Here is a 24472-nt window from a genome sequence, read left to right as displayed (position 1 = left end):
ACTTTGCATTAAATTAGAAACCTCGTGCAAACACCTTCAAGCTTTGAGATATATAATGCTTCAGCTGGAAGTGGAAAAACTTTTACATTAGTTAAAGAATACCTTAAAGTACTTTTACAATCAGAAGACATTTTTCATTTCCAAAAAATACTAGCCATCACTTTTACCAATAAAGCAGCTGGAGAAATGAAAGAACGTGTATTAGAAAATTTACAAGTTTTTTCTGAAGGAGCAGAAAATGATTTATTAAAAGCCATATTAAAAGAAACCTCTGTCGATAAAAAAATCATTAAAAAGCGTAGTAAAAAAATAATAGATACTATTTTACAAAATTATGCAGCCTTCTCAATAACAACAATTGACAGCTTTACTCACAAAATAATTAAAAGTTTTGCTTTTGATTTAGGACTATCATTAAATTTCGAAGTAGAAATGGACGCCATTTCTTTATTAAGTGAAGCAGTAGATGTTCTTATTTCAAAAATTGGAACAGACAAAGATATTACCAAACTTCTTATTCAATTTTCTCTTGACAAAACGGATGATGATAAGTCTTGGGATATCTCTAGAGAGCTTAATGATATCTCAAAAATTCTACTAAACGAAGACGACGCAAAACACTTTAAAGAACTATCTACAAAAACACTTGAAGACTTCAACAACCTAAAAAACACATTATCAACAAGTAAAAAAGAATTATTAGTAAAAATAAAAAAAACTGGAGAAGATGCATTAAGTATTATTGACCGTGAAGGTTTAGAACCCAAAAACTTTACACGCGCTACTTTTCCTAAATTTTTAAAAGACTTAAGTGAGTTCAACTCTAAGTTTGATTATAAAAAACGAAGTGAAACAATAGAAAAAGCTATTGAACAAAACAACTTTTACACAAAAACAGCAACTAGTGAAATTGTTAATTCAATTGAGAGCATACTTCCAAAATTGGTTGATTTATACTACCAAAGTAAAACTATTTATGGAGAACTTATACTTTCTCAATTAGCATTAAAAAGCATCATTCCTTTAGCGGTTTTGAATAACATAAACACAGAGTTAAATCAAATAAAAGAAGACAATAACATTCGACTAAACGCTGAATTTAATCAACTAATATCAACCAATATAAAAGATCAACCTACTCCATTTATTTACGAACGAATTGGTCAACGGTTTATGCATTATTTCATTGACGAAATGCAAGACACATCTGTTTTACAATGGAAAAACTTAATCCCCTTAATAAATAATGCATTAGCCCAAGAAAAAAGCAATCTACTTTTAGTTGGAGATGGAAAACAAGCAATATATAGATGGAGAGGAGGAAAAGCTGAACAATTCATTAATCTTGGAACAGATAATGAAAATTCAAAAAATCCATTTCATATAAAAAAGATAATAAAGACCTTAGACACTAACTACAGGAGTTATTCCGAAATTATCAATTTTAACAATGATTTTTTTCAGCATATAGCTAATTTTTTACAAAATGAGAAATACAAACAATTATATATTGAAGGAAACAAACAATTAGAGAATTCAAAAAAAGGCGGACACATAAGTATTTCTTTTCTAGAAAAACTAGAAGACAAAGATAACAACGATATAAAATACCCTAAAAAAGTTTTAGAAACTATTAAACAACTACGAACTGAATTTTCTTTACATGAAATATGTGTACTTGTTCGTAAAAAAAGTGATGGAATTGCTGTTGCAAATTATCTATCTGAAAACAATGTCTCAATCGTTTCTTCTGAAACTTTATTACTCAAAAATAACAATAAAGTAAACTTTATTATTGATATACTTCAAGTAATACAACACCCATCAGACAAAGAGTCTTTTTTAGAAGTTTTATATTTTTTACATCATCACTTAATCATCAATGAAGACAAACATACTTTTATTGCTAAACACATAAAACTATCTACATTTTCTTTATTCGAAGAATTAAAAAATTACAATACGAACTTCAATAGTATGTATTTTAATCAACTACCTTTTTATGAAAAAATAGAAGAAATTATAAGAGGGTTTAACTTAACCAAAACTTCTGACGCCTATATCCATTTTTTTCTAGATGTTGTTCTAGAACAACAAAGAAAAGGCACAGACATTCAAAATTTTTTAGATTTCTGGAACCGCAAAAAAGACAATTTAAGCATTGTAGCACCAGATAGTTCTGATGCTGTTCAAATAATGACTATTCACAAATCCAAAGGGCTAGAATTTCCAATTGTAATATTTCCTTGTGATTTAGATATTTACAACCAAATAAATCCAAAGACTTGGTTAAACGAACTCCCTAATAATTTTAATGGATTTAAAGAACTATTAATTCCATTTAATAAAGATTTAAACTTTATTAGTAAAAAAGGAACACAAACATACCAACAACAAAGAGAAGAGCTGGAACTTGACAACTTAAACCTACTTTACGTCGCACTAACAAGATCAGTAGAACAACTACATATTATTACAGAAAAAAGAATTACCAAAACGGGAGAAAACACTAATTACTATTCTGGTCTTTTCATCAACTACCTAAAAAAAATAGGTGTTTGGAGTAATGAAGAACCTACTTTTACTTTTGGCGCCAAAGAGAGAGTTAGTAAAAAAGGAAACAAAGAAAAAACAACATCAAAAACTCAAGAAAGATTTATATCATCACCATGGCAAGACCATAATATATATATGTTGGCAAGTGCATCAAAACTTTGGAATACAAAACAACAAAAAGCTATTGAATACGGAAACCTTATTCATCAAATGATGTCTGAAATTTATCATGAAAGAGATATTCAATCTGTTATTGACTCATATAATAATCAAGGATTAATACACAAAGATGCTATTCCAAAAATAGAAAGTATCATAAAAAAAATTGTTCAGCATCCTCAACTATCAGAATTTTTTTCAGAGGATACTATTATATACAATGAAAGAGAAATAGTAACAATTGATAATCAAATCATAATTCCTGACAGATTAGTTTTCAAGAACAACCAAGTAACAATTATAGATTACAAAACAGGTATTCCCTCAAAAAAACACCATCAACAATTATTAAAATATTCACAAGTATTAACATCAATGAACTTTACTATTTTAAAAAAACTACTCATATATATTAATGAAGAAATTTCGGTTGAAGAAGTTTAATCGAAAAACTTAAACTTTGTAACTTTACAAACTTTAAATACAAACAACATGTACGGAAATATAAAAGAACATTTACAAAAAGAAATCCAAGATATTAAAGATGCTGGATTATATAAATCAGAACGTATTATTACATCATCACAAGACGCAGTAATTAAAGTTTCAACTGGAGAAGAAGTTATAAACTTCTGTGCTAACAATTATTTAGGTTTATCAAACAATCCTGAAGTTATACAAGCTGCAAAAGATGTTATGGACACTCATGGCTTTGGAATGTCTTCAGTACGATTTATTTGTGGTACTCAAGATATACACAAACAATTAGAACAAAAAATAGCAGAATTCTACCAAACTGAAGATACTATATTATATGCAGCCGCTTTTGATGCAAATGGTGGTGTTTTTGAACCTTTACTAACTAAAGAAGATGCAATTATTTCTGATAGTTTAAATCATGCTTCAATTATAGACGGTGTACGTTTATGTAAAGCTGCTCGTTATCGTTATAATAATAATGATATGGTTTCTTTAGAAGAACAACTTATAGAGGCTAACAAGCAAAACCACAGATTTAAAATCATAGTTACAGATGGTGTGTTTTCTATGGATGGAATTGTTGCAAAATTAGATGAAATATGTGATTTAGCTGACAAATACGATGCATTAGTTATGGTAGATGAATGTCATGCTGCTGGTTTTATTGGTAAAACAGGGCGTGGTACCTTAGAATTAAAAAATGTTTTAGGTAGAGTTGATATTGTAACTGGTACATTAGGTAAAGCTCTTGGTGGAGCAATGGGTGGATACACTACAGCGAAAAAAGAAGTAATAGAAATTTTACGTCAACGCTCCCGTCCATACCTATTTTCAAACTCTTTAGCCCCTGCAATTGTAGGAGCTTCTTTAAAAGTATTTGACTTATTATCTAAAGATACTTCCTTACGAGATAAATTAGAATGGAACACTAATTATTTCAGAAGCGAAATGGAAAAAGCTGGTTTTGATTTAGTAGGTGCAGACGCTGCTATTGTACCAGTAATGCTTTATGATGCAAAGCTTTCTCAAGTAATGTCTGAAAAACTATTAGATGAAGGTATATATGTTATCGGATTCTTTTATCCAGTAGTACCAAAAGAACAGGCACGCATAAGAGTTCAGCTTTCTGCAGCCCACGATAAAAAACATCTAGATAAAGCAATAAACGCATTTATCAAAATTGGTAAAGAACTAAAGGTAATATAGATAATACTCTAAAAAAACTTGCTTTTCTTGTAAGTTTTTGTAGATTTGTTTTTGTAAATAAGTTTTAACAACTTACATTTGCGTTGTATATAAACGAACTTTTAATTTAAATTTTTAATAATGAAACACTTAAAATTAGCTGTGATGGCTTTGTTTACGTTCGCAACAATTGGAACGGCAAGCGCACAGGATTCAGACAATCCATGGGTAGTTGGATTCGGAGTTAACGCTGTTGACTTTAGAATACCTTCAGAATTTAGCGATTATGCTAAAGATTACATCGGTACTAGCGACTGGAACATCTTACCTTCAGTTTCAAGAATTTCTGTTGACAGATACTTAAACGATGGATTTACATTACAATTAGCTGGTTCTTTAAACAAAATTGAAACTTTTAGAGCTGAAAACGACATGGATGAGCTTTATTGGGCTATCGATGCAAGCGTAAAATATGACTTAAACAATTTGTTTGGTGATACTTCATGGTTCGACCCTTATGTATACTTAGGTGGTGGTTATGCTAACTTAGGAGACTTAGGAGAAGGAACTTTAAATGCAGGTGTAGGTTTTAATACTTGGTTTAACGAAAACTTAGGTTTAAACTTCCAATCTGGTGGTAAAAAAGAATTTTCTGACAAAGTTCAGGATCACTTCCAACACTCTGTAGGATTAGTTTTCAAATTTGGAGGAAAAGACACTGACGGTGATGGTGTTTATGACAAAGATGATGCATGTCCAGAAGTTGCTGGTTTAAAAGAATTCAACGGATGTCCTGATGCTGATGGCGATGGAATCAAAGATTCTGACGATGCTTGTCCTGAAGTTGCTGGTTTAGCTGCTTTAAACGGTTGTCCTGATGCTGATGGTGATGGTATTGCTGATAAAGATGATGCATGTCCTACTAAAGCTGGAACTAAAGCTATGAACGGATGTCCTGATGCTGACGGTGACGGTGTTGCTGACAATACAGACAAATGTCCAAATCAAGCTGGTCCTGCTGCAAACGGTGGTTGTCCTTGGCCTGATACTGACGGAGACGGTGTATTAGACAAAGATGACAAATGTCCTAATGTAAAAGGTGTAGCATCTAACAATGGATGTCCTGAAGTAATCATTAAAGAAGAAGCTGTTAAGAAATTAAACGATTTCGCAAGAGCTATATACTTTAACTCAGGAAGAACTACATTTAGAGCTGGAGTAAGCGGAAAATTAGATTTAATTGGTGGTATCATGAAAGAATACCCTAAAGCTAACTTTAGCATCCAAGGTCATACTGATAGTCAAGGTAGAGCTGCTAATAACTTAAAGTTATCTGAAAGAAGAGCTAAGGCTGTTTTAGATTACTTAATCAACAAAGCTGGAATCCCTGCTAACAGATTAACTTCTGCTGGTTTTGGAGAAGATTACCCAATTGCTGATAACAAAACAAGAGCTGGTAGAGCTCAAAACAGACGTGTAGAAATTAAATTAGTAAAATAATTTAAACTCTTACATAATATAAAAAGGCCTCACTATAAGTGAGGCCTTTTTTTTATGTAGAAAAAATGCGTAAAAATATCTTCAAACATTTTTAAATTCGCTATTAAAAATTTACCTTTGCACCTTGAAAAAATGAGTTAATTCTCACTTAACAAAATAAATAACTTTAATTACATATAAGTAATGTCTACAATAACAGGTAAAGTTTCTCAAATAATTGGTCCAGTTATCGATGTTGAGTTTAATACAGAAAATGCTGAATTACCAAAAATTTATGATTCATTAGAAATTAAAAAAGCTGATGGTTCAACTTTGGTTTTAGAAGTTCAACAACATATTGGTGAAGATACAGTTCGTACTATTTCTATGGATGCAACTGATGGTTTAAGTAGAGGTGCAGAAGTTGTAGCTACTGGTAACCCTATTCAAATGCCAATAGGTAATGACATTTATGGTCGTTTATTTAATGTAACAGGTGATGCTATTGATGGTTTAGGTAACTTACCTAAAACAGGTGAAACTGGTTTACCAATACACCGTTTAGCTCCTAAATTTGATGAACTATCTACTTCTACTGAAGTATTATTTACAGGTATTAAAGTAATTGATTTAATTGAGCCTTACGCTAAAGGAGGGAAAATTGGATTATTTGGTGGTGCTGGAGTTGGTAAAACTGTATTAATTCAAGAGTTAATTAACAATATAGCAAAAGGACACGGAGGTTTATCTGTATTTGCTGGTGTTGGTGAAAGAACTCGTGAAGGAAATGATTTATTAAGAGAGATGTTAGAATCTGGAATTATCAAATATGGTGATGATTTTATGCACTCTATGGAAGAAGGTGGATGGGATTTGTCTAAAGTTGACAAACCTGGAATGAGAGATTCTAAAGCAACGTTTGTTTTTGGACAAATGAATGAGCCACCTGGTGCACGTGCACGTGTTGCATTATCAGGATTAACAATCGCTGAGTATTTCCGTGATGGAGCTGGTGAAGCTCAAGGTAAAGATGTATTATTTTTCGTAGATAACATATTCCGTTTTACTCAAGCAGGATCTGAAGTATCTGCCTTACTAGGACGTATGCCTTCTGCCGTAGGTTACCAACCAACCTTAGCTACAGAAATGGGAGCTATGCAAGAACGTATTACTTCTACTAAAAAAGGATCTATTACATCTGTACAAGCAGTTTATGTACCCGCAGATGATTTAACAGATCCAGCACCTGCTACAACATTTGCTCACTTAGATGCTACTACGGTATTATCTCGTAAAATTGCTGAATTAGGTATTTATCCTGCGGTTGACCCGTTAGATTCTACTTCAAGAATTTTAACAGCTGATATATTAGGAGATGAACATTATAATACTGCTCAAAGAGTAAAAGAAATTTTACAACGATATAAAGAATTACAAGATATTATTGCCATCTTAGGTATGGAAGAATTATCTGAAGAAGATAAATTAGTAGTTCACAGAGCACGTCGTGTACAACGTTTCTTATCTCAACCATTTCACGTAGCTGAGCAATTTACAGGTATACCTGGTTGTTTAGTTGATATTAAAGACACTATTAAAGGATTTAATATGATTATGGATGGTGAATTAGACAAGTATCCAGAAGCAGCTTTTAACTTAAGAGGTTCTATTCAAGAAGCAATTGATGCTGGAGAAAAAATGTTAGCAGAAGCGTAAACCAGTTTTAAGTTTTAAGTTTTGAGTTATGTGATAACTAAAGACTAAAACTAAAAGCTAAAAACTTTAAAATTATGTTTTTAGAAATCGTAACTCCAGAAGCTATTTTATTTTCATCGAAAGTAGATTCTGTTACAGTACCTGGTATAGATGGTGAATTTCAAATGCTAAATAACCATGCTCCTATAGTATCTATTTTAGATAAAGGGAGTGTTAAGATCCATGTTCATACGCAAAGTAATTTATCTTTTGATGATTTACATGGTAGCATTGAGAGATTACCTGCTGATAATAAAGTTTTAACTTTAAATATCAAGTCTGGTACGTTAGAAATGAAAGATAATAAAGTAATTATCCTTGCAGATTAATTATTTTTAAATAATAAAAAAAGCCAAACTCTATTTGAGTTTGGCTTTTTTTATTTATAGTAATTACCTCGATTTTATTTATCTTTGCAACCATGAATACAACTTTCTTATTTATTGGTGGTCCTGAAATATTTATTATACTTTTAATAGTTGTAATGCTTTTTGGAGCAGATAAAATTCCTGAAATAGCTAGAGGGTTAGGAAAAGGTATGCGTCAAATAAAAGATGCTACTAATGATATTAAAAAAGAAATTAATGATAGCGCTAAAAATCAAGGTATAGATACTGAATTTGTTCGTGATATAAACAAAGAAGTTAATGATGTTAAAGATAACATCGATGATTTCACTGGACCAATAAAACGTAAGCTATAACAACTTCTACTTAACTCGAGTTATTGTTAACCCATCTCTTATTGGTAAAAGAACCGTTTCTAAACGTGTATCTTCTTTTAATAACTTATTATACTCTAAAAGTATTTTTGTATCAATATCTTTCGGATTTAAAGGTTCTACAACCTTACCACTCCACAATACATTATCTGATAATATAACTCCACCTTTATTCATCTTATCAACTATCAATTCAAAATAATTTAAATAATTTGACTTATCTGCATCAATAAATACTAAATCAAATGTTGAATTTATAGATGGAATAATTTCTATAGCATTTCCTATATATTGCTTAATTTGGTTTTGAAAACCAGATTTTTGAAAATATTTAAACTGTAATTCTTCTAACTCCTCATTCTTATCAATAGTATGTAGAACTCCATCTTCACTTAACCCTTCAGCTAAACATAAAGCTGAATACCCAGTATAAGTTCCTATTTCTAAAATTGACTTTGGTTTGATTAATTTTGAAATCATTGACAAAACTCTACCTTGAAAAGCACCACTTAACATTCTAGGATTCAAAACCTTTTGCCATGTTTCTCTATTTAATTCTTTTAACAATTCAGGTTCATTTTGAGAATGCTTAACAGCATAATCGTCAATTAAATCAGGTAAAAAATTCATATTTATTGTGCTTAGAATGACAAAATTAAAAAAACGGAATTTATCTTTACAACAAATTCCGTTTCAATCTAACAAAAAATCAAAAATTGGTTTTTATAAAAAACCAAAAAAAATTAACTTATCTCTTTTATCTTTTGTTTTAAAGCAACCTTTGCTTCATCAGATAAAGAGAATTTTTTCGCTTTACATTCAGCAGCATTTCTCTTATATACTCTTGTCAAAATATTATTTTGTTTAGAGTAAAGCTTACAAATTTTACATATCAAAACATGTAGGTTAAGCTGAATCTTTTCAAATAAAGAAGCTTCACCGTATTGTGCCTTATCACAGATAGCAGTAGCCTCATCACAAGTTATTTTAAACTTTTTAAACATAAAATTAATTATTAAACCAGTTCTTTTCCATACAATTTCTTAGTTGGGTTCGTGCTCTATGAATAATAACCCATAGATTCGACGGCGTAATATCTAGTTCCTTACAAATTTCTTCAGTTTCAAATTCTTGAATTGTTTTCATTCTAAAAACCATCGCATATTTTTCAGGCAAACTATCAATACATTTATCTATTTGAGTTTTAAGCTCATTATTTTCAATTGTATGATCTGCTTCATTTCTCCATGACTGGGGAACACGTTCTTCAATCCAACTACCTTCATTTTCTCCTCCCTCATAAAAATTCATTCTTACCTCTGCCTTCCCTTTTTTTGAGTTGATTTTTCGATAATAATCAATGACTTTTCGTTTCAAAATAGAAACAAGCCAAGTTCTTTCTGTAGATTTACCTTCAAAATTCTTTGCTGATTTTAAACCAGCAAAAAAAGTTTCTTGAACTAAATCTTTTGCTATTGCTTCATTGTTGACACGAACTACTGCAAAATTATATAAATAATCTGCATACGCATCAACCCATTTATCAGGGGATAATGTATTGTTGTTTTCCTTCGGGTTCATTAGGTCAAATATACATTATTTTTTATTTAAAGAAGTACTATAAATTCTACTTAAACCATTTGGTAAACTATTAATATTATCTATAATTTCTTTCAAACTTTTTTTACTCTTCATTTTCTTAGGAACACTACTCCTACTTGATGTAAAGTATAAAATATTAGTATCAACATCTATGAATGGGCAATAATCTAAGTCTTTTGAATTTATTCTGCCTCCAAGATTTTTAGCAGGCAACCAATTACCTTTTCCATCTTTATAGCTTAAATACAAATCACCTCTACCCAAATCGTCTTTTCTTCCGTAAGAAGTAAAAACAATAAACTTTTCATCAGGAGAAACATAAGCATTAAACTCATATTTTTCAGTATTAATTGCTGAACTCAACGCTACAGGCTTAGTATATTTATTATTTATGAATCTACTTACATAAATATCTTCTTTTCCTTTTGAGTCTGAATATTCTGCTGTAAAAAACAAATCTCCGTTATTAGTTACAGATGGATAAAATTCATTTTTATTAGTATTAATTGTTAACCCTACATTAATTGGGTCAGACCATTCGTCATTTAATGTACTTCTTTTCACGTACCATATATCAATATCATTTTTAACATCAGTTGAAGTAACATTTCTATTAGAAGCAAAAAACAACTTGAGTCCGTCAGGAGATAGAAAAGGCTCTAGATCTTTAAACACACCAGAAAAACTAACTACTTTCGGCTTGCTCCATGTATTACCTAACCTTTTAATATAAGCAATAAAAGAATATTCCTTTCGATAACTTTCAATGCTAAAATAAATCTCGTTTTTATCTCTACTCATTGAAAAATCACGGACATTTGGCAAGCTTTTAAAAATTTCTGGAGAGAAAAGATTAACTTCTTGTGAAAAACAATTATGAGTTAACAGAAAAAATAAGATCAATTTTTTCATTCTTATTTTTTTAAAGCTTTACAATTACTTCTCCTTCTCATATCAACTAAATAAATAATTTCCCATTTTCCATTGTTATTAAAAAGCTGAAAAGAATTTGCTCCACAATGACTAAACTTACCGTTGTAATAAAACTCATAAGGTGTCCAAACAGATGCTAAGTTACCATCCACTTTAATAGTATATGATAATAATTTTTCAAAATAAATATCAGAAACTTTTTTACTGGCTATAGCTCTTAAGAGTTGATTTTTAGTTTCTGTTTTTAGTATTTTTTTTCCTTCTTTATTAATTGAAGTTGTTTGAATTTTTATGGAAGTATGTAATGTTGATTTTATAACTGTGCTATCACCGTTGTGTAAACCTTTAAAAAAGGTGTTAATAGTTTCTTTTATTTCTTTTTCTTCCAATGAAGTTTGACCATATACTACCGTAGTAACTACAAAAAAAACAAGAATAGTAATTATTTTATGCATATAAAACCTGTTTGAAAGTTTAAAACTATTAAAAATTAAGCATAGAAAAATATAATTAACAGAAGATTAACGAGATAGTAATCTATTGAAAAATGCCTATTTTTACCAGACTAAACATAAAAACAATGTCTACAGCAAAAAAACAATATAAAAGAGTTACCGTAAAATCGTTGATTGAAATGAAAGCAAACAACGAAAAAATATCCATGTTAACTGCTTACGACTATACAATGGCTAAAATTGTAGATGGTGCTGGAATTGATGTCATTTTAGTTGGTGATTCTGCATCCAATGTTATGGCTGGTCATGAAACTACTTTACCTATTACACTTGATCAAATGATTTATCATGCAAGTTCTGTAATACGAGCAATTGAAAGATGTTTAGTCATCGTAGATTTACCTTTTGGAACGTACCAAGGAAATTCAAAAAATGCTTTAGATTCTGCAATTAGAATTATGAAAGAATCAGGTGGGCATGCAGTGAAGCTTGAAGGAGGAAGTGAAATTTCTGAATCTATATCACGAATTTTAACTGCTGGAATACCAGTTATGGGGCACTTAGGTTTAACCCCTCAATCAATATATAAATTTGGTACTTACACTGTAAGAGCTAAAGAAGAAGAAGAAGCTAGAAAATTAAAAGAAGATGCTAAACTTCTAGAACAACTAGGTTGTTTTGCTTTAGTTTTAGAAAAAGTACCTGCTAAATTAGCAGAAGAAGTTGCAAAAAGCTTAACAATTCCTGTAATAGGAATAGGAGCTGGAGGTGGTGTAGACGGTCAAGTATTAGTTACACATGATATGATTGGAATGACTCACGAGTTTAGCCCAAGATTTCTACGTAGATACCTGGATTTATATGCTGAAATGACAGATGCATTTCAACAATATATTACTGATGTAAAATCACAAGATTTTCCTAGTGACAAAGAACAATATTAGTTTAAATAATTCATGAAAATATTACATTTAGACACTAATCACCCACTTTTAATAAATCAATTAAATAACTTTGGTTTTATTAATGATGAAGATTATGATTCTTCGAAGCATGAAATAGAGTCTAAAATCTCAACATATGATGGGATTATTATTCGAAGTAGATTTAGTATAGATAAACAATTTTTAGACAAGGCTTCTAACTTAAAATTTATTGGGCGAGTTGGTGCTGGATTAGAAAATATTGACTGTGAATATGCTTTAACTAAAGGAGTTCATTTAATATCAGCTCCTGAAGGTAATAGAAATGCTGTTGGTGAACATTCTTTAGGAATGCTTCTTTCCTTATTCAATAAACTAAATAAAGCTGATAAAGAAGTTAGAAAAGGAAAATGGCTTCGTGAAGATAATAGAGGAATTGAATTAGATGGCAAAACAGTAGGTCTTATTGGTTATGGAAACATGGGAAAAGCTTTTGCAAAAAAACTTCGCGGATTTGATGTAAAGGTTCTGTGTTATGACATTAAAGATAATGTTGGTGATGGAAACTGCAAACAAGTATCTTTACAAAAACTACAAGAAGAAGTTGATGTATTAAGTTTGCACACTCCACAAACTGACCTTACTATTAATATGATTAATACAGAATTTATTAACCAATTTAAAAAAAACTTTTGGTTGATAAATACTGCCAGAGGGAAATCTGTAGTTACCTCCGACTTGATTGATTCATTGAAATCTGGAAAAATTCTAGGTGCAGGTTTAGACGTTTTAGAATATGAAAAAAAATCATTTGAAAATTTATTTACCGATTCTCTTATGCCTGATGCTTTTCAGTATTTAATAAAATCAAATCAGGTTATTTTATCACCCCATGTGGCTGGATGGACTATTGAGAGTAAAGAGAAATTAGCACAAACCATCGTAAATAAAATCAAAGAAAAATTTTAGTAACTTGTAGCTTCAAATTCATAAAATATGAAATACGAAGCTACATCTCCTAACGACTATATATCTCAAACTCCTGAAGATAGGCAAGAAGCTTTAAAAAAACTACGAAATATAATCTCCAGAAATCTTCCAAAAGGATTTGAAGAAGGTATGCAATATGGTATGATAGGTTATTTTGTGCCACTATCAACATACCCTAATGGATACCACTGTTCTTCTAGTCAACCATTACCCTTTATGAGTTTTGCTTCTCAAAAGAACTCAATAAATCTTTATCATAGCGGTATATATGCTATTCCTGAACTACACAAATGGTTTATTAACGAGTATCCTAAACATTGTAAACGTAAACTAGACATGGGGAAAAGTTGTATTAGATTTAAAAAAATTGAAGAAATACCCTATGATTTAATTACCGAATTAGTTCAAAAAATTTCAGTTGACGAATGGATTGCTATTTACGAACAAAATATAAAAAACGTAAAAAATGAAAAAAGGTAAAGTAACAGGTATTGGAGGCGTTTTTTTTAAAACAGAAAACCCTAAAGAAACCAAAGATTGGTATAAAAAACATTTAAGTTTTAATACTGATGATTGGGGTTGTACTTTTTGGTGGAAAGATAAAGATGGAAATAAGGCTTCAACACAATGGAGTCCTTTTGATAAGAAAACTGATTATTTTTCTCCATCAAAAAAAGATTTTATGTTTAACTATCGTGTTGAAAATTTAGTAGAATTATTAGAAGAATTAAAACAAGATGGTGTTACAGTTATTGACAAAGTTGAGGAATATGACTATGGTAAGTTCGGTTGGATTATTGATTTAGATGGAAACAAAATTGAACTCTGGGAGCCAATAGACGAAGCTTTTTTATAAATTTAATAAAACATTAATTACAAGATGGAAATAGTTGATCAAAACGGAAACCCTATACCTCAACATCAAAAAGAAAACAAAAGAGTTTTAGCTGGTATACTTGCCATTATACTAGGTGGATTTGGAGTACATAAATTTATATTAGGTTATACTAAAGAAGGAATAACTACCTTATTTCTTACTATAGTTTTAACAATAATATCCTGTGGTATTTTTTCAGGTGTAATGTGGTTAATTACATTTATAGAAGGAATTATTTATTTAACCAAATCAGATGAAGAGTTCTTTGAAATATATCAGCAAAACCGAAAAGAGTGGTTTTAATGTTATTATTTAACCTATGCTAATAAAATAAATCAATACAAAATGTCAGAAGAAAACAAAAAGCCAAGTGAAAATTTAAATGAAAAAAATGACTCTTTTAAAGAAACTATAAATGATGCTTCCGAGAAAGCAAATGAATTTGTTAAAAAAGCAGAGGAAAAAGTTTCTGAATTCCTAGAAAGTGAAAGTGTTAAAAATGTAAAAGATAAAGCTAGTGAATTTGCAGAAGAAGCAAAAGAAACATTCGAAAATGTATCAGGAAAAGCTTCAGAAATTGCAGGTGAAGCAAGTGAAAAAATAGTTGATTTTGCTGAAGAGGCTAAAGAGAAAATCACTGAAATATTAGAAAGTGAACAAGCTCAAAAAGTAAAAGAAAAAGCTAGTGAATTTGCTGAAGATGCTAAACAAGCATTTGAAGATGTATCTGAAAAGGCTTCAGAAATAGTTGGTGAAGCAAGTGAACACATAGCGGATTTTGCTGAAGAGGCTGAAGAAGAAATTAAGGAAGCCACTAAAAAAACGAAAAGTTTTTTTCAACGTTTATTTGGAAAGTAAGCACTTACAAAACATAAAACCTTCATCTTAATATGAAGGTTTTATGTTTTTATTTAGTGTAAGTATTCACAACCTTTATAATATCTGAAATTAAAATTGTTTCAAAACAATTTAAATATTCTTTAGGATACTCTTTCCCATAAGCTGAAGTAGGTATTAAAGGATATTCTTTCAAATCAGGAAGTATTTGATTCTCTATAGATTGATTAAATGGTGTAAACCCTAAACAAGGATGGGTAACTCCCCAAATTGTAATTACAGGTACATTATACATAGCAGCAATATGCCCATTCCCAGAATCCATGGAAATCATTACATCTAAATTTGATATAATATTTAATTCTTCTTCAAAAGTTCCTTTTTTCACCATTGAAAAAACATTCGTATAATCTTTAGCAAGATCTTCTAAAAGTTTTTTTTCAACATCGCCTCCGCCAAATAACAAAACTTTACAATAATTTTTATCACTAAGTTCTTTAACTAACGATTTAATCTTTTTAATCGGAAATGCTTTTCCTTTATAAGCTGCAAAAGGAGCAATCCCTATAAGTTTTGAATCATTAAATTCTTTTTGAAAATGATAAGGAATTTCTTTTTTAACTAGATTGTAAATACTACTCAAATTCATTGAAAAACCTAACCTTTTAAAAACATCTGCATACCTTTCATGCATTGTTTTTAATGAGAACAAAATTTTGTTTTCATTTAACTCTGTTAGCTTTTTTTTATCTTTTCTCCCTTTTTTTAATTGCACACATTTTATACCTCTTAACCTAAAAAAAGAAACTAAAATATTTGATCTAATCACATTATGTAAATCGGCAACTACATCAATATTTAATTTTATTAACTCTTTAAAAAGCTTAAACAAGCCTATAATACCTTTATGCTTCCCTTTTAATTCAGGAGTATAAACGGTTACATTATCAAACTCTGTAAAAAAAGGAGTAAAAAAAGCACGAGTTAGAATCGTTATTTTTACTCCTTTATTCTGTTTAATCAAATTTCGTATAACTGGTACAGTCATAGCAACATCTCCCATAGCAGAGAGACGTATAATTAAAATATGCTTATTTTTTAAACTCAAATAAATTTTACTTTTGCGAACGTAAAACAGGGTTTAACTCATTATCATTATACATTTTCATTTGCTTGTATACTTTCATATACTTGTCTCCTTCTTTAATATCATTAAGTAAAGTATCGATAGCCAATGATAAATCAACTCGTTGTTCTAATAAAACATCTAACTTTTTCTGACAATTTTTTTGATGGTTCTCAGAAGCATTCTCTCTTGTAGCTTCCTCATTCATATGGTAAACTTTCAATGCTAAAATTGACAATCTATCAATACCCCAAGCAGGGCTTTCAGTATTTATTGTTGCATTTTTTTTAGATGTAACATTCTTAAATTCTTCTAAAAAATAAGCATCAATATACTCAACCATATCTGTTCTATCCTGGTTTGATGCATCAATTTTTCTTTTTAGCACCAAAGCGTCTACAGGATTAATATTTGGATCTCTAATAATGTCTTCATAATGCCACTGAACAGTATCAATCCAACATTTTCTATAAAGTAAATGAGCAATTAAATCTTCTTCTTTATCATATTTATTTACAAAATCTTGGTAAACATCATCTTTAATATGATAATCATTTATTACTTCTTGAAAAATTTTATTTGCTTTAGCTGTAAACATATTTATTGTAACTTTTTAAAAGATCAAAGGTACTATATAATTATAAATAGAAACTATATTAAAAGCCTTGTTTCTTTTAAGCAAAACGTCTTTCAATAATTTCTAATAACCTGGTTTCATATTCTTCTTTATCAGACCAATTATAGTCAGGCTTCACTAATTTATTTATAAACTTCTTAGCTTCTTTTTCTGTTTTACAAGTATTTAATTGAGAAATAACTCTATTAAAATCATTTTGATTCCCTTCAAAAAGATGTTTAACAAAAGCAATTCTATCATTCAATCCTATTTGAATCGTATTTTGTAAATGATCATTCAACGATTTTTTGGGATCTACTTTTTCAAATAAATTAGCCATTACATCTACAGGTAATGTATCTTGTAATTCTTCCTCTAAAGTTGGGGTTTTTCGTTCTCCAACATCTTTAACATCTTTTTTAGTAGTATCTATATCATTAAACAATAGGTTTTCTATCTCATCAAAAGGTTGTTCAATAATTTCTTCAACAACTTCTTTTTCTGTAGTTTCAGCTTTTACAATTGTTTCTTCTGTATTCTTTACAGCTTCTATTTTATTTTCTTCTGCCTCTTTAATATCAGGAACTAATTGATCTTCTTTAACTTCAACACTTACAATATTTTCCTTGTTTTGAGTTACATCCTCAATAATTTCTGGAGTTTTAACCTCATTATTAGCTGCAACTACCTTCTTTTCTTGATCTATTAAGTTTACAACTGCATCTTCTTTCTTATCATTTGAAGACTCCAGGTTATCTGCTAAAATTTCATTTTCAACTTCTAGTTTTTCTTCCTCTATAAAACTAGCTTTCTTATTACTACTTAATTCTTTTCTTTTATTCTCAACCCCTTCAATTTTTGCTAATAAATCATCTTTTGTTTCTTCTGCGTTTGGAGTTGTATTAATATATTCATCTACATATGCTAAAACTGAAAGTTTTTCATAAACTTCGTATGCTTTTTCCTTTAACAGTAACACATCTTCTTTATTTTTCATTTGTAAAATGCTGTGTGCTAAACTGGTTAAATCTGATGCTAATTTTTTGTGCATAAGTTGTTATGGGTTTTTAAGTTTTGCTCTTAAATTTTAATAAATTTGTTCCTTTGTTCGAAAGTAACACAAATATTAATAAACAGGGCTTAAAATTACAAAATGTTTCTTGAAAATACAGTAAATCATACAGAACAATTTGGGTGGATCGAGGTTATTTGCGGATCAATGTTTTCAGGAAAAACAGAAGAATTGATAAGACGTTTAAAACGAGCCCAATTTGCCAAACAACGTGTAGAGATATTTAAACCATCAGTAGATACACGTTATGATGATGAGGAAGTTGTTTCTCACAATGAAAATAGAATTAGATCTACACCAGTACCGGCATCATCTAACATACGACTTTTAGCAAATAATGTTGATGTAGTTGGTATAGATGAAGCTCAGTTTTTTGATGATGAAATAGTAGCCGTATGCAATGATTTAGCTAATAGAGGTGTTAGAGTTATTGTTGCAGGATTAGATATGGATTTTAAAGGAAATCCTTTTGGCCCGATGCCAGCACTTATGGCAACTGCAGAGTATGTTACAAAGGTGCATGCTGTTTGTACGCGTACTGGTAACTTAGCCCATTATAGCTATAGAAAAACTCAAAATGAAGATTTAGTTTTACTTGGTGAAACCCAAGAATATGAACCTTTAAGTAGAGCTGCATATTATAGAGCTATACAAAACTCTAATATAGAAAAAGAAATTACAGATGAATAATACTCATGTAACCATTTTAGAAATAGATGCAAATGCAGTTTTGCATAACCTAACTTATTTTAAACAAAAACTTAAGCCAGAAACAAAAGTCTTAGTAGTTGTTAAAGCATTTGGTTACGGAAGTGAATCTGTTGAAATTGCAAAAATTGTAGAAGATAAGGTAGATTATTTTGCTGTAGCATACACAAATGAAGGAATAACTTTAAGAGAAAGCGGAATTAAAAAACCTATTTTAGTATTACATCCTCAAATACAAAACTTAGAGTTAGTAGTTAAATATAACCTAGAACCAAGTCTTTATAATTTTAAAATTTTCGATGCTTTTCTAAGTTTAGCTGACAAGAAGCCTCTTATGAATTATCCGGTACACATTAAGTTTAATACTGGATTGAACAGATTAGGGTTTTGGCATACAGATGTACCTACTATAATTAGTGAGTTAAAAAAATCTAACAATATTAAAATTCAATCATTTTTTTCTCATTTAGCTGCAAGTGAAGACATAAATGAGCAAGAGTTTACTGTAGGACAAATAAATAATTTTGCATACATCGTAAAGCAACTTTATGATCATTTAGGGTATGAACCTATGATTCATATTTTAAATACCTCTGGGATTATCAATTACCCTAAAGCTCAATTCGACATGGTACGCTTAGGAATTGGTTTATATGGTTTTGGAAATAATCCAGAAGAAACAAAACAATTAAAAAACACACACACATTAAAATCCATTATATCTCAAATACACATAATTCAACCTGGGGAAACTGTAGGATATAATAGAGCGTTTGTGGCAAATCAACCTACAAGAAGCGCAACAATCCCTATAGGGCATGCTGATGGTATATCTAGAAAACTTGGTAATAAAAACGGGTTTGTAATTATTAATAATCAGCCCGCACCGATGATTGGGAATGTTTCTATGGATATGATTATGGTTGATGTTACTAAAATTGACTGTAAAGAAGGTGATGAAGTAATTCTATTTAACCATCAACAACACATAGATTACATGGCTCACAAATGTGAAACTATACCTTATGAAATATTAACTGCTATATCTCAAAGGGTTAAAAGATTAGTTAAAAAGTAATTTTTATTCTATTTTAGAGGTCAATTTAACTATTAAAATCAAAAAACAATGGGAATGATCAAAGAGTTCAAGGACTTTGCAATGAAAGGCAATTTAGTCGATATTGCAGTAGGTTTTGTTATGGGTGCTGCTTTTAAACAAGTAGTAACTTCTTTTACAGGAGGTATAGTATCTCCTTTAATCGGTTTAATTTTTAACGCAGATTTTAAAGACTTAAAATATGTTCTTAAAGAAGGAGTTGCCGATGCTACAGGTAAAGTTACAGGTGAAACTGCCATTATGTATGGTGAGTTTCTAACCCATGTAATTGACTTTATTATTGTGGCCTTTGTAATGTTTATGGTAGTAAAAGCTATCAATGCAATGAAGAAAAAAGAAGAGCCTGCACCAGAAGCTCCTAAAGGACCTACCCAAGAAGAATTATTAGTAGAGATTAGAGATTTACTAAAAAAATAATTAAAAAATCCCTTGAGAGTTTCTCAAGGGATTTTTTTACATAAAAGACATCAACATTCTTGATTCTATTTCAGCTTTTAGCTGTTCTATTTTTTCATACATCGTTGTCACAAAAACTCTCCTATCAACCTCTTCTGAATCACCTGAAATTTTCTTTGCAAACTGCATTTGCTTTTTTAAATGAATATCAATCTCATTACAAATACTTTCATTTTCAATTTTCATATGTGAAAGTGAACTATAGGGTACCAAGACACTCTTTCTGCCTTCTGTTTTAAAAAAAATAGTATGATTTAAATTCAAAAGTTTGCTATAATATAAATTAAACTTTTTTTCTTTATTGGAATTTAAAAAACCTTGTGCGGCGGCTTTCTCTATTCCTTTTATCATAAGAGTTATTTCATCACACAAAAGCAACGCCTCATCTTTTTCTATCAGTTTTATTTTAAAAAAATAAAATATTTGATACAAAGAACTATTAATTGTTGTGTCTTCCCATATATCTGTTATGTTCGCTTTTTCAAAATTGCTTCTAAACTTATTAACTTCTTCGATAATTAAAGAACTTGGCTTAAAATTTTTAAACTCTGTTTTATTATTAGCATCGCTATATAAAAAGTTCAAATGAACATAAATTCTAAATTTCCAATATAAATTATTAGTTTTAAAATGATATAAAGGAATATCTTTCGCAGAATAAATTATAGTAGTATCATGATTTTTAGTGAAAGACTGGGTGTAACAAGAATACTCTTTATAAAATTTAATTAAACTTTCAAAAGTATTATCATAACTCTTTTTATCTATAAACAAAGAATTATCAGATTGTAAATTATATAGTTCATTTAAAGATATCTTATAGTGTTTTGCAAGTACAACAGCCTCTTCAAGTGTTAACGATGTTTTTCCTTTAATTCTTCTATAAGAAGCATCATAACTCATATCTAAAACATCAGCAATTTCCTCAGTAAATAATACTTTTTGAGGTAATTTCTTTTTTATAATACTAAAAAGTTTGTTTTTTTCTATACTCATAATGTTCACCAAATAAGACACATTCAACTCAAAAAGTGCAAAAAACAAAATGACATTTTGTATTTTTCACAACTATACTTTCCTTAAAACTTACTTTCTTTGTTTTGGGACTATAAGTTAGATGAACCGTGGGGGGACATCTATTTTCTACATTAAAACAAAGTCTTCTCTATTTTTCATAGGGAAGACTTTTATTTATTACAATATATAAAAAAAATTATAAATGCTTGCCTTTATTCCAGCCATGCTTACCTAAATACTGTTCTCCACTTTCAATAGCTCCATCTTCAATACTTGTTCCCATAGAGTCATTCCATCTATTTAAATATCCAAATAAAGAGATTACTCCTAGCATTTCTACAATCTCTCCTTCATTCCAATATTTGTACAAATTCTCTTTTATTTTCTCATCAACCATGTTAGGAACTAAACTCGCAGCTAATGAAAAATCTAAAGCTGCTCTTTCTCCTTCGTTAAAAGCTGGGTGCGTTTTGTATTCCCAAATATTATCTAATTGCTCTTGTTCAGCTCCATAACGCTCAGCGGCTCTTATTGCATGTGCTTGACAATATCTACAACCAGTTGCATTACTTGAAACCCAAGCTATCATTCTTTTAAGTGCTGATGTAACTCTTCCCTCATTAGCCATTACTGCTTTATTTAAATTAATAAAAGCTTTTGAAATAGCTGGTCTATGTTGCATTGTTAAAACTGAATTAGGACAAAAACCTAAGGTTTCATTAAAAAATTCAGCTAGTTCTTTTGTGTCTGCATCATGATTTGCAGATAAAGGTGTTACTAATGGCATTGTTGATTGTTTTAATTTTTATTAATCTTTTTTTGGTGTAAGTTTGTTTTAGAAATCAAAAAATTGATCACAAACTTACTTAAGTAACAAAAATAGATAAATTATGGCACAACACACAGTAACCACCATTTGGAAAGAAAACATGCAGTTTGAAACCGACAATCCTAGTGGACATAAGGTTTTAATTGATACATCTGAAGATAACGGAGGTAACAATTCTGGTTTAGCTCCTAAAGCAATGATGCTATCTTCACTTGCTGGATGTTCAGGTTTAGATGTGGTTTCTTTATTAAAAAAGATGAGAATAATTGTTGATGATTTTAAAATGGATGCTACTGGAGAACTTACTGAGGAACACCCAAAATATTACCATACTGTTACATTAAACTATCATTTTACTGGTACTAACTTAGATGAAGATAAAATTACTAAAGCGGTTAATTTATCTGTTGAAAAATATTGCGGGGTAATGGAAATGTTTAGAAAATTTGCCGATATTAAAACATCTATTCATTTTCATAAAAAATAAAACACATGCGTTGGACTTTAAAATCAAAACCAAATATTGAAGTTATCCATAAACTATCCTTAGATCTAGGTATTGATAAAGTTTTATCTGAATTATTAGTTCAACGAGGTGTTACTACTTTTGATGAAGCTAAATGTTTTTTTAGGCCTTCGTTAGATAATTTACACAATCCATATCTAATGAAGGATATGGATTTAGCAGTTGCAAGGATAAAGAAAGCTATTGAAAATAACGAGAATATTTTGGTTTATGGAGATTATGATGTTGATGGTACAACAGCAGTTTCACTTATGTCATCATATTTAAAAGAAGAATATGAAAATGTAGCAACCTATATTCCGGATAGATACAAAGAAGGCTATGGTGTTTCATTTCAAGGAATTGATTTTGCACACGATAACGGGTTTTCTTTAATTATTGCATTAGATTGTGGTATCAAAGCCATAGATAAAGTAGCTTATGCTTCAACAAAAGAAATTGATTTTATTATCTGTGACCATCACAAACCGGGAAAAGAAATTCCTAAGGCAACTGCAATTCTTAACCCAAAAAGAGAAGACTGTAAATATCCTTATAAAGAACTATGCGGTTGCGGAGTTGGTTTCAAGTTAATACAAGCACTTGGAAAAGAAAATAATAAAACTATTGAGGATTTTACACCTTATTTAGATTTGGTAGCTACTGCCATAGCCGCCGACATAGTTCCTATTACTGGTGAGAATAGAATACTTACTTATTTTGGATTAGAAGTAATTAATACGAGTCCAAGAAATGGAATTAAAGCTATTATTCATCAAACAAATAAAAAGGAACTCACCATAACAGATGTTGTTTTTACAATAGCGCCAAGAATTAATGCCGCTGGCAGAATGAAACATGGTAATTTTGCTGTAGATTTATTAACCCAATTTGATTTTGATTCTGCAATTGAAGTAGCTTCTACTATTGAAAAATTTAATGCTGACAGAAAAGAATTAGATGCTAAAATAACTCAAGAAGCTCTTTTACAAATTGAAGAAAATAACGAACAAGATGAGTTCACATCAGTTGTTTATAACGAAACATGGCATAAAGGTGTTATAGGTATTGTTGCTTCAAGGCTAATTGAAACTTATTATAGACCAACTTTGGTTTTTACAAAAAGTGGAGATAAACTAGCCGCCTCTGCAAGATCTGTAAAAGGTTTTGACGTATACAATGCTTTGGAAGAATGTTCAGAATTTATTGAACAGTTTGGGGGACATAAGTATGCTGCCGGATTAACTTTACTTCCTGAACAATATGAGAATTTTAAAAATAAATTTGAAGAAGTAGTTTCTAGAACGATACAAAAAGAATTATTAACTCCTGAAATTAGTATTGATGCTGAATTGGAATTATCAGAAATTACAACGAAGTTTTATCGTATTTTAAAACAAATGGGGCCTTTCGGACCACAAAACATGAAACCTGTATTCTTATCACCTAGTGTTAGAGACAATGGTTATGGTAAACAAGTTGGAGCGGATAAAAGTCATTTAAAACTTAATATCATATACGGAGCAGACAAGAAAACGTATGGGGCTATTGGTTTTGGTCTTGGGAACAAGATAGAAAAAGTGAAAAATAACTTCGATATCGTCTATAATTTAGATGAAAATACCTGGAATGGTAATACTTCAATTCAATTAGTTTTAAAAGATTTAAAATAATTTATTTAGAATAGTTCTAAATTACATATATTTGCTTCATATAAATTTGATTATGGAAAGCATTTATAGAATATATGATAATAAAATAGGTATCTCTTTTAGATGGAAGAATGTAAAATCAAATCTTACTCAAATAATTTTCAGAGATACCGGTTTTCATTTAACTACGAAAGAAATTGAGTTTTTTTTAGATAAATTATGTGAAGCAAAAATGCAAGGTACTTGCGAAAATTGCGAAATGGCAGGTGGATGCAAATCTCTTTTACTACAAACACCATCAAACAAAGTAAGCATGGCTGTATCATTATTAGAACTTGCCGAAATTGAAGATTTATTAAGAGGGACTTTATTTCAAATACAAATGGATAATTATTTGAAAAATCTTTGTAAAAACTAAAACA

Annotated in this window: 28 protein-coding genes; 18 read left to right on the top strand and 10 right to left on the bottom strand. The window is 29.9% G+C overall.

What is annotated here, in order from left to right:
- The first annotated feature begins 24 nt into the window (after positions 1-24).
- The 6 genes from ACKTTQ_RS06865 to ACKTTQ_RS06840 all read left to right on the top strand — a co-directional run bounded on the left by ACKTTQ_RS06865 (position 25) and on the right by ACKTTQ_RS06840 (position 8317).
- Positions 25-3159 (top strand): UvrD-helicase domain-containing protein, encoded by a 3135-nt coding sequence (locus ACKTTQ_RS06865; protein WP_408048747.1) that lies wholly within the window; start codon positions 25-27, stop codon positions 3157-3159.
- A 48-nt stretch (positions 3160-3207) separates the two neighbouring features.
- Positions 3208-4401, top strand: coding sequence for a glycine C-acetyltransferase (gene kbl, locus ACKTTQ_RS06860; protein WP_093868616.1), 1194 nt, complete (start codon positions 3208-3210; stop codon positions 4399-4401).
- Positions 4402-4521: 120 nt separating this feature from the next.
- Complete coding sequence (locus ACKTTQ_RS06855) at positions 4522-5880, top strand: OmpA family protein (RefSeq protein ID WP_408048746.1); 1359 nt, start codon at positions 4522-4524, stop codon at positions 5878-5880.
- Positions 5881-6063: 183 nt separating this feature from the next.
- Positions 6064-7575, top strand: a complete 1512-nt coding sequence (atpD, locus tag ACKTTQ_RS06850; protein WP_093869233.1) for a F0F1 ATP synthase subunit beta — start codon at positions 6064-6066, stop codon at positions 7573-7575.
- 74 nt (positions 7576-7649) lie between these two features.
- Positions 7650-7943, top strand: coding sequence for a F0F1 ATP synthase subunit epsilon (locus tag ACKTTQ_RS06845; RefSeq protein ID WP_093869234.1), 294 nt, complete (start codon positions 7650-7652; stop codon positions 7941-7943).
- 92 nt (positions 7944-8035) lie between these two features.
- A complete protein-coding gene (locus tag ACKTTQ_RS06840; protein ID WP_408048745.1) occupies positions 8036-8317 on the top strand; it encodes a Sec-independent protein translocase subunit TatA/TatB in 282 nt (93 codons plus the stop codon).
- A gap of 6 nt (positions 8318-8323) precedes the next feature.
- Here the strand turns inward: ACKTTQ_RS06840 and ACKTTQ_RS06835 are convergent, their stop codons facing one another.
- The 5 genes from ACKTTQ_RS06835 to ACKTTQ_RS06815 form a co-directional block, all read right to left on the bottom strand.
- Positions 8324-8965, bottom strand: a complete 642-nt coding sequence (locus tag ACKTTQ_RS06835) for an O-methyltransferase (protein WP_093869236.1) — start codon at positions 8963-8965, stop codon at positions 8324-8326.
- Positions 8966-9078: 113 nt separating this feature from the next.
- Positions 9079-9339 carry a hypothetical protein gene (locus tag ACKTTQ_RS06830; protein WP_093869237.1) on the bottom strand — a complete coding sequence of 87 codons (261 nt, stop codon included), beginning with the start codon at positions 9337-9339 and terminating at the stop codon, positions 9079-9081.
- 4 nt (positions 9340-9343) lie between these two features.
- Positions 9344-9916 (bottom strand): sigma-70 family RNA polymerase sigma factor, encoded by a 573-nt coding sequence (locus tag ACKTTQ_RS06825; protein ID WP_093869238.1) that lies wholly within the window; start codon positions 9914-9916, stop codon positions 9344-9346.
- A gap of 15 nt (positions 9917-9931) precedes the next feature.
- Positions 9932-10849 (bottom strand): TolB family protein, encoded by a 918-nt coding sequence (locus ACKTTQ_RS06820; RefSeq protein WP_093869239.1) that lies wholly within the window; start codon positions 10847-10849, stop codon positions 9932-9934.
- Between the two features lie 2 nt (positions 10850-10851).
- Positions 10852-11325, bottom strand: a complete 474-nt coding sequence (locus tag ACKTTQ_RS06815; protein WP_408048744.1) for a nuclear transport factor 2 family protein — start codon at positions 11323-11325, stop codon at positions 10852-10854.
- Between the two features lie 125 nt (positions 11326-11450).
- Between ACKTTQ_RS06815 and panB the strand changes: the two genes are divergently transcribed.
- From panB to ACKTTQ_RS06785, 6 genes are read left to right on the top strand one after another with little or no spacing between them, the layout of a single operon-like run.
- Complete coding sequence (gene panB, locus ACKTTQ_RS06810; RefSeq protein ID WP_093869241.1) at positions 11451-12269, top strand: 3-methyl-2-oxobutanoate hydroxymethyltransferase; 819 nt, start codon at positions 11451-11453, stop codon at positions 12267-12269.
- Positions 12270-12281: 12 nt separating this feature from the next.
- Positions 12282-13217 (top strand): 2-hydroxyacid dehydrogenase, encoded by a 936-nt coding sequence (locus ACKTTQ_RS06805; protein WP_408048743.1) that lies wholly within the window; start codon positions 12282-12284, stop codon positions 13215-13217.
- Between the two features lie 27 nt (positions 13218-13244).
- Positions 13245-13718: a DUF1801 domain-containing protein gene (locus tag ACKTTQ_RS06800; RefSeq protein WP_408048742.1), complete on the top strand. Its 474-nt coding sequence runs from the start codon at positions 13245-13247 to the stop codon at positions 13716-13718.
- Positions 13705-14094, top strand: a complete 390-nt coding sequence (locus ACKTTQ_RS06795) for a VOC family protein (RefSeq protein ID WP_093869244.1) — start codon at positions 13705-13707, stop codon at positions 14092-14094. Before ACKTTQ_RS06800 ends, ACKTTQ_RS06795 begins: the two co-directional genes overlap by 14 nt.
- A gap of 24 nt (positions 14095-14118) precedes the next feature.
- Entirely contained in the window at positions 14119-14418 is a 300-nt protein-coding gene (locus ACKTTQ_RS06790; RefSeq protein WP_093869245.1) for a TM2 domain-containing protein, read from the top strand.
- 42 nt (positions 14419-14460) lie between these two features.
- Positions 14461-14973, top strand: coding sequence for a YtxH domain-containing protein (locus ACKTTQ_RS06785; protein WP_093869246.1), 513 nt, complete (start codon positions 14461-14463; stop codon positions 14971-14973).
- A gap of 49 nt (positions 14974-15022) precedes the next feature.
- On the opposite strand, the gene ACKTTQ_RS06780 is transcribed toward ACKTTQ_RS06785, so the two are convergent.
- The 3 genes from ACKTTQ_RS06780 to ACKTTQ_RS06770 form a co-directional block, all read right to left on the bottom strand.
- The gene (locus tag ACKTTQ_RS06780; protein WP_408048741.1) at positions 15023-16060 is read right to left on the bottom strand and encodes a glycosyltransferase family 9 protein; all 1038 of its coding nucleotides are present in this window, start codon (positions 16058-16060) and stop codon (positions 15023-15025) included.
- Between the two features lie 7 nt (positions 16061-16067).
- On the bottom strand, positions 16068-16676 hold the full coding sequence (locus tag ACKTTQ_RS06775; protein WP_408048740.1) for a DUF4254 domain-containing protein: 609 nt from the start codon (positions 16674-16676) through the stop codon (positions 16068-16070).
- Between the two features lie 76 nt (positions 16677-16752).
- On the bottom strand, positions 16753-17745 hold the full coding sequence (locus ACKTTQ_RS06770; protein ID WP_408048739.1) for a hypothetical protein: 993 nt from the start codon (positions 17743-17745) through the stop codon (positions 16753-16755).
- A 102-nt stretch (positions 17746-17847) separates the two neighbouring features.
- On the opposite strand from ACKTTQ_RS06770, the gene ACKTTQ_RS06765 reads away from it, so the two are divergent.
- Genes ACKTTQ_RS06765 through mscL form a run of 3 tightly spaced genes read left to right on the top strand, consistent with a single transcriptional unit; the run spans position 17848 to position 20008 of the window.
- Entirely contained in the window at positions 17848-18456 is a 609-nt protein-coding gene (locus tag ACKTTQ_RS06765) for a thymidine kinase (RefSeq protein WP_408048738.1), read from the top strand.
- Entirely contained in the window at positions 18449-19552 is a 1104-nt protein-coding gene (alr, locus tag ACKTTQ_RS06760) for an alanine racemase (protein ID WP_093869251.1), read from the top strand. The genes ACKTTQ_RS06765 and alr overlap by 8 nt, the downstream gene beginning before the upstream one ends.
- Positions 19553-19606: 54 nt before the next feature.
- Positions 19607-20008 (top strand): large-conductance mechanosensitive channel protein MscL, encoded by a 402-nt coding sequence (gene mscL / locus ACKTTQ_RS06755; RefSeq protein ID WP_199488197.1) that lies wholly within the window; start codon positions 19607-19609, stop codon positions 20006-20008.
- 36 nt (positions 20009-20044) lie between these two features.
- Here the strand turns inward: mscL and ACKTTQ_RS06750 are convergent, their stop codons facing one another.
- A complete protein-coding gene (locus tag ACKTTQ_RS06750; RefSeq protein WP_408048737.1) occupies positions 20045-21043 on the bottom strand; it encodes a hypothetical protein in 999 nt (332 codons plus the stop codon).
- Between the two features lie 217 nt (positions 21044-21260).
- The gene (locus tag ACKTTQ_RS06745) at positions 21261-21851 is read right to left on the bottom strand and encodes a carboxymuconolactone decarboxylase family protein (RefSeq protein WP_408048736.1); all 591 of its coding nucleotides are present in this window, start codon (positions 21849-21851) and stop codon (positions 21261-21263) included.
- A 103-nt stretch (positions 21852-21954) separates the two neighbouring features.
- Here ACKTTQ_RS06745 and ACKTTQ_RS06740 point away from each other — a divergent pair, with 103 nt between their 5' ends.
- The 3 genes from ACKTTQ_RS06740 to ACKTTQ_RS06730 are packed head-to-tail and all read left to right on the top strand — an operon-like array spanning position 21955 to position 24468.
- On the top strand, positions 21955-22380 hold the full coding sequence (locus ACKTTQ_RS06740) for an OsmC family protein (protein ID WP_408048735.1): 426 nt from the start codon (positions 21955-21957) through the stop codon (positions 22378-22380).
- Positions 22381-22385: 5 nt separating this feature from the next.
- Positions 22386-24071: a single-stranded-DNA-specific exonuclease RecJ gene (gene recJ / locus ACKTTQ_RS06735; RefSeq protein WP_408048734.1), complete on the top strand. Its 1686-nt coding sequence runs from the start codon at positions 22386-22388 to the stop codon at positions 24069-24071.
- A gap of 52 nt (positions 24072-24123) precedes the next feature.
- Positions 24124-24468 carry a hypothetical protein gene (locus ACKTTQ_RS06730; protein ID WP_093869258.1) on the top strand — a complete coding sequence of 115 codons (345 nt, stop codon included), beginning with the start codon at positions 24124-24126 and terminating at the stop codon, positions 24466-24468.
- The last annotated feature ends 4 nt before the right edge of the window (positions 24469-24472 follow it).

Source organism: Tenacibaculum halocynthiae (assembly GCF_964512825.1).
GTDB lineage: Bacteria > Bacteroidota > Bacteroidia > Flavobacteriales > Flavobacteriaceae > Polaribacter > Polaribacter halocynthiae.
Note: the sequence above shows the minus strand (reverse complement) of the source record. Positions and strands in the feature narration are given on the sequence as shown.

Excerpts from the sequence above, each read along its gene's own strand:
- ACKTTQ_RS06815 (WP_408048744.1), bottom strand. The coding sequence starts at position 11,325 with ATGCATAAAATAATTACTATTCTTGTTTTTTTTGTAGTTACTACGGTA.
- ACKTTQ_RS06745 (WP_408048736.1), bottom strand. The coding sequence starts at position 21,851 with ATGCCATTAGTAACACCTTTATCTGCAAATCATGATGCAGACACAAAA.
- alr (WP_093869251.1), top strand. The coding sequence starts at position 18,449 with ATGAATAATACTCATGTAACCATTTTAGAAATAGATGCAAATGCAGTT.
- mscL (WP_199488197.1), top strand. The coding sequence starts at position 19,607 with ATGATCAAAGAGTTCAAGGACTTTGCAATGAAAGGCAATTTAGTCGAT.
- ACKTTQ_RS06775 (WP_408048740.1), bottom strand. The coding sequence starts at position 16,676 with ATGTTTACAGCTAAAGCAAATAAAATTTTTCAAGAAGTAATAAATGAT.
- ACKTTQ_RS06840 (WP_408048745.1), top strand. The coding sequence starts at position 8,036 with ATGAATACAACTTTCTTATTTATTGGTGGTCCTGAAATATTTATTATA.
- panB (WP_093869241.1), top strand. The coding sequence starts at position 11,451 with ATGTCTACAGCAAAAAAACAATATAAAAGAGTTACCGTAAAATCGTTG.
- ACKTTQ_RS06845 (WP_093869234.1), top strand. The coding sequence starts at position 7,650 with ATGTTTTTAGAAATCGTAACTCCAGAAGCTATTTTATTTTCATCGAAA.
- ACKTTQ_RS06835 (WP_093869236.1), bottom strand. The coding sequence starts at position 8,965 with ATGAATTTTTTACCTGATTTAATTGACGATTATGCTGTTAAGCATTCT.
- ACKTTQ_RS06785 (WP_093869246.1), top strand. The coding sequence starts at position 14,461 with ATGTCAGAAGAAAACAAAAAGCCAAGTGAAAATTTAAATGAAAAAAAT.
- atpD (WP_093869233.1), top strand. The coding sequence starts at position 6,064 with ATGTCTACAATAACAGGTAAAGTTTCTCAAATAATTGGTCCAGTTATC.
- ACKTTQ_RS06825 (WP_093869238.1), bottom strand. The coding sequence starts at position 9,916 with ATGAACCCGAAGGAAAACAACAATACATTATCCCCTGATAAATGGGTT.
- ACKTTQ_RS06770 (WP_408048739.1), bottom strand. The coding sequence starts at position 17,745 with ATGCACAAAAAATTAGCATCAGATTTAACCAGTTTAGCACACAGCATT.
- ACKTTQ_RS06830 (WP_093869237.1), bottom strand. The coding sequence starts at position 9,339 with ATGTTTAAAAAGTTTAAAATAACTTGTGATGAGGCTACTGCTATCTGT.
- ACKTTQ_RS06805 (WP_408048743.1), top strand. The coding sequence starts at position 12,282 with ATGAAAATATTACATTTAGACACTAATCACCCACTTTTAATAAATCAA.
- ACKTTQ_RS06855 (WP_408048746.1), top strand. The coding sequence starts at position 4,522 with ATGAAACACTTAAAATTAGCTGTGATGGCTTTGTTTACGTTCGCAACA.
- ACKTTQ_RS06800 (WP_408048742.1), top strand. The coding sequence starts at position 13,245 with ATGAAATACGAAGCTACATCTCCTAACGACTATATATCTCAAACTCCT.
- recJ (WP_408048734.1), top strand. The coding sequence starts at position 22,386 with ATGCGTTGGACTTTAAAATCAAAACCAAATATTGAAGTTATCCATAAA.
- ACKTTQ_RS06820 (WP_093869239.1), bottom strand. The coding sequence starts at position 10,849 with ATGAAAAAATTGATCTTATTTTTTCTGTTAACTCATAATTGTTTTTCA.
- ACKTTQ_RS06765 (WP_408048738.1), top strand. The coding sequence starts at position 17,848 with ATGTTTCTTGAAAATACAGTAAATCATACAGAACAATTTGGGTGGATC.
- ACKTTQ_RS06790 (WP_093869245.1), top strand. The coding sequence starts at position 14,119 with ATGGAAATAGTTGATCAAAACGGAAACCCTATACCTCAACATCAAAAA.
- ACKTTQ_RS06795 (WP_093869244.1), top strand. The coding sequence starts at position 13,705 with ATGAAAAAAGGTAAAGTAACAGGTATTGGAGGCGTTTTTTTTAAAACA.
- ACKTTQ_RS06740 (WP_408048735.1), top strand. The coding sequence starts at position 21,955 with ATGGCACAACACACAGTAACCACCATTTGGAAAGAAAACATGCAGTTT.
- ACKTTQ_RS06750 (WP_408048737.1), bottom strand. The coding sequence starts at position 21,043 with ATGAGTATAGAAAAAAACAAACTTTTTAGTATTATAAAAAAGAAATTA.
- kbl (WP_093868616.1), top strand. The coding sequence starts at position 3,208 with ATGTACGGAAATATAAAAGAACATTTACAAAAAGAAATCCAAGATATT.
- ACKTTQ_RS06730 (WP_093869258.1), top strand. The coding sequence starts at position 24,124 with ATGGAAAGCATTTATAGAATATATGATAATAAAATAGGTATCTCTTTT.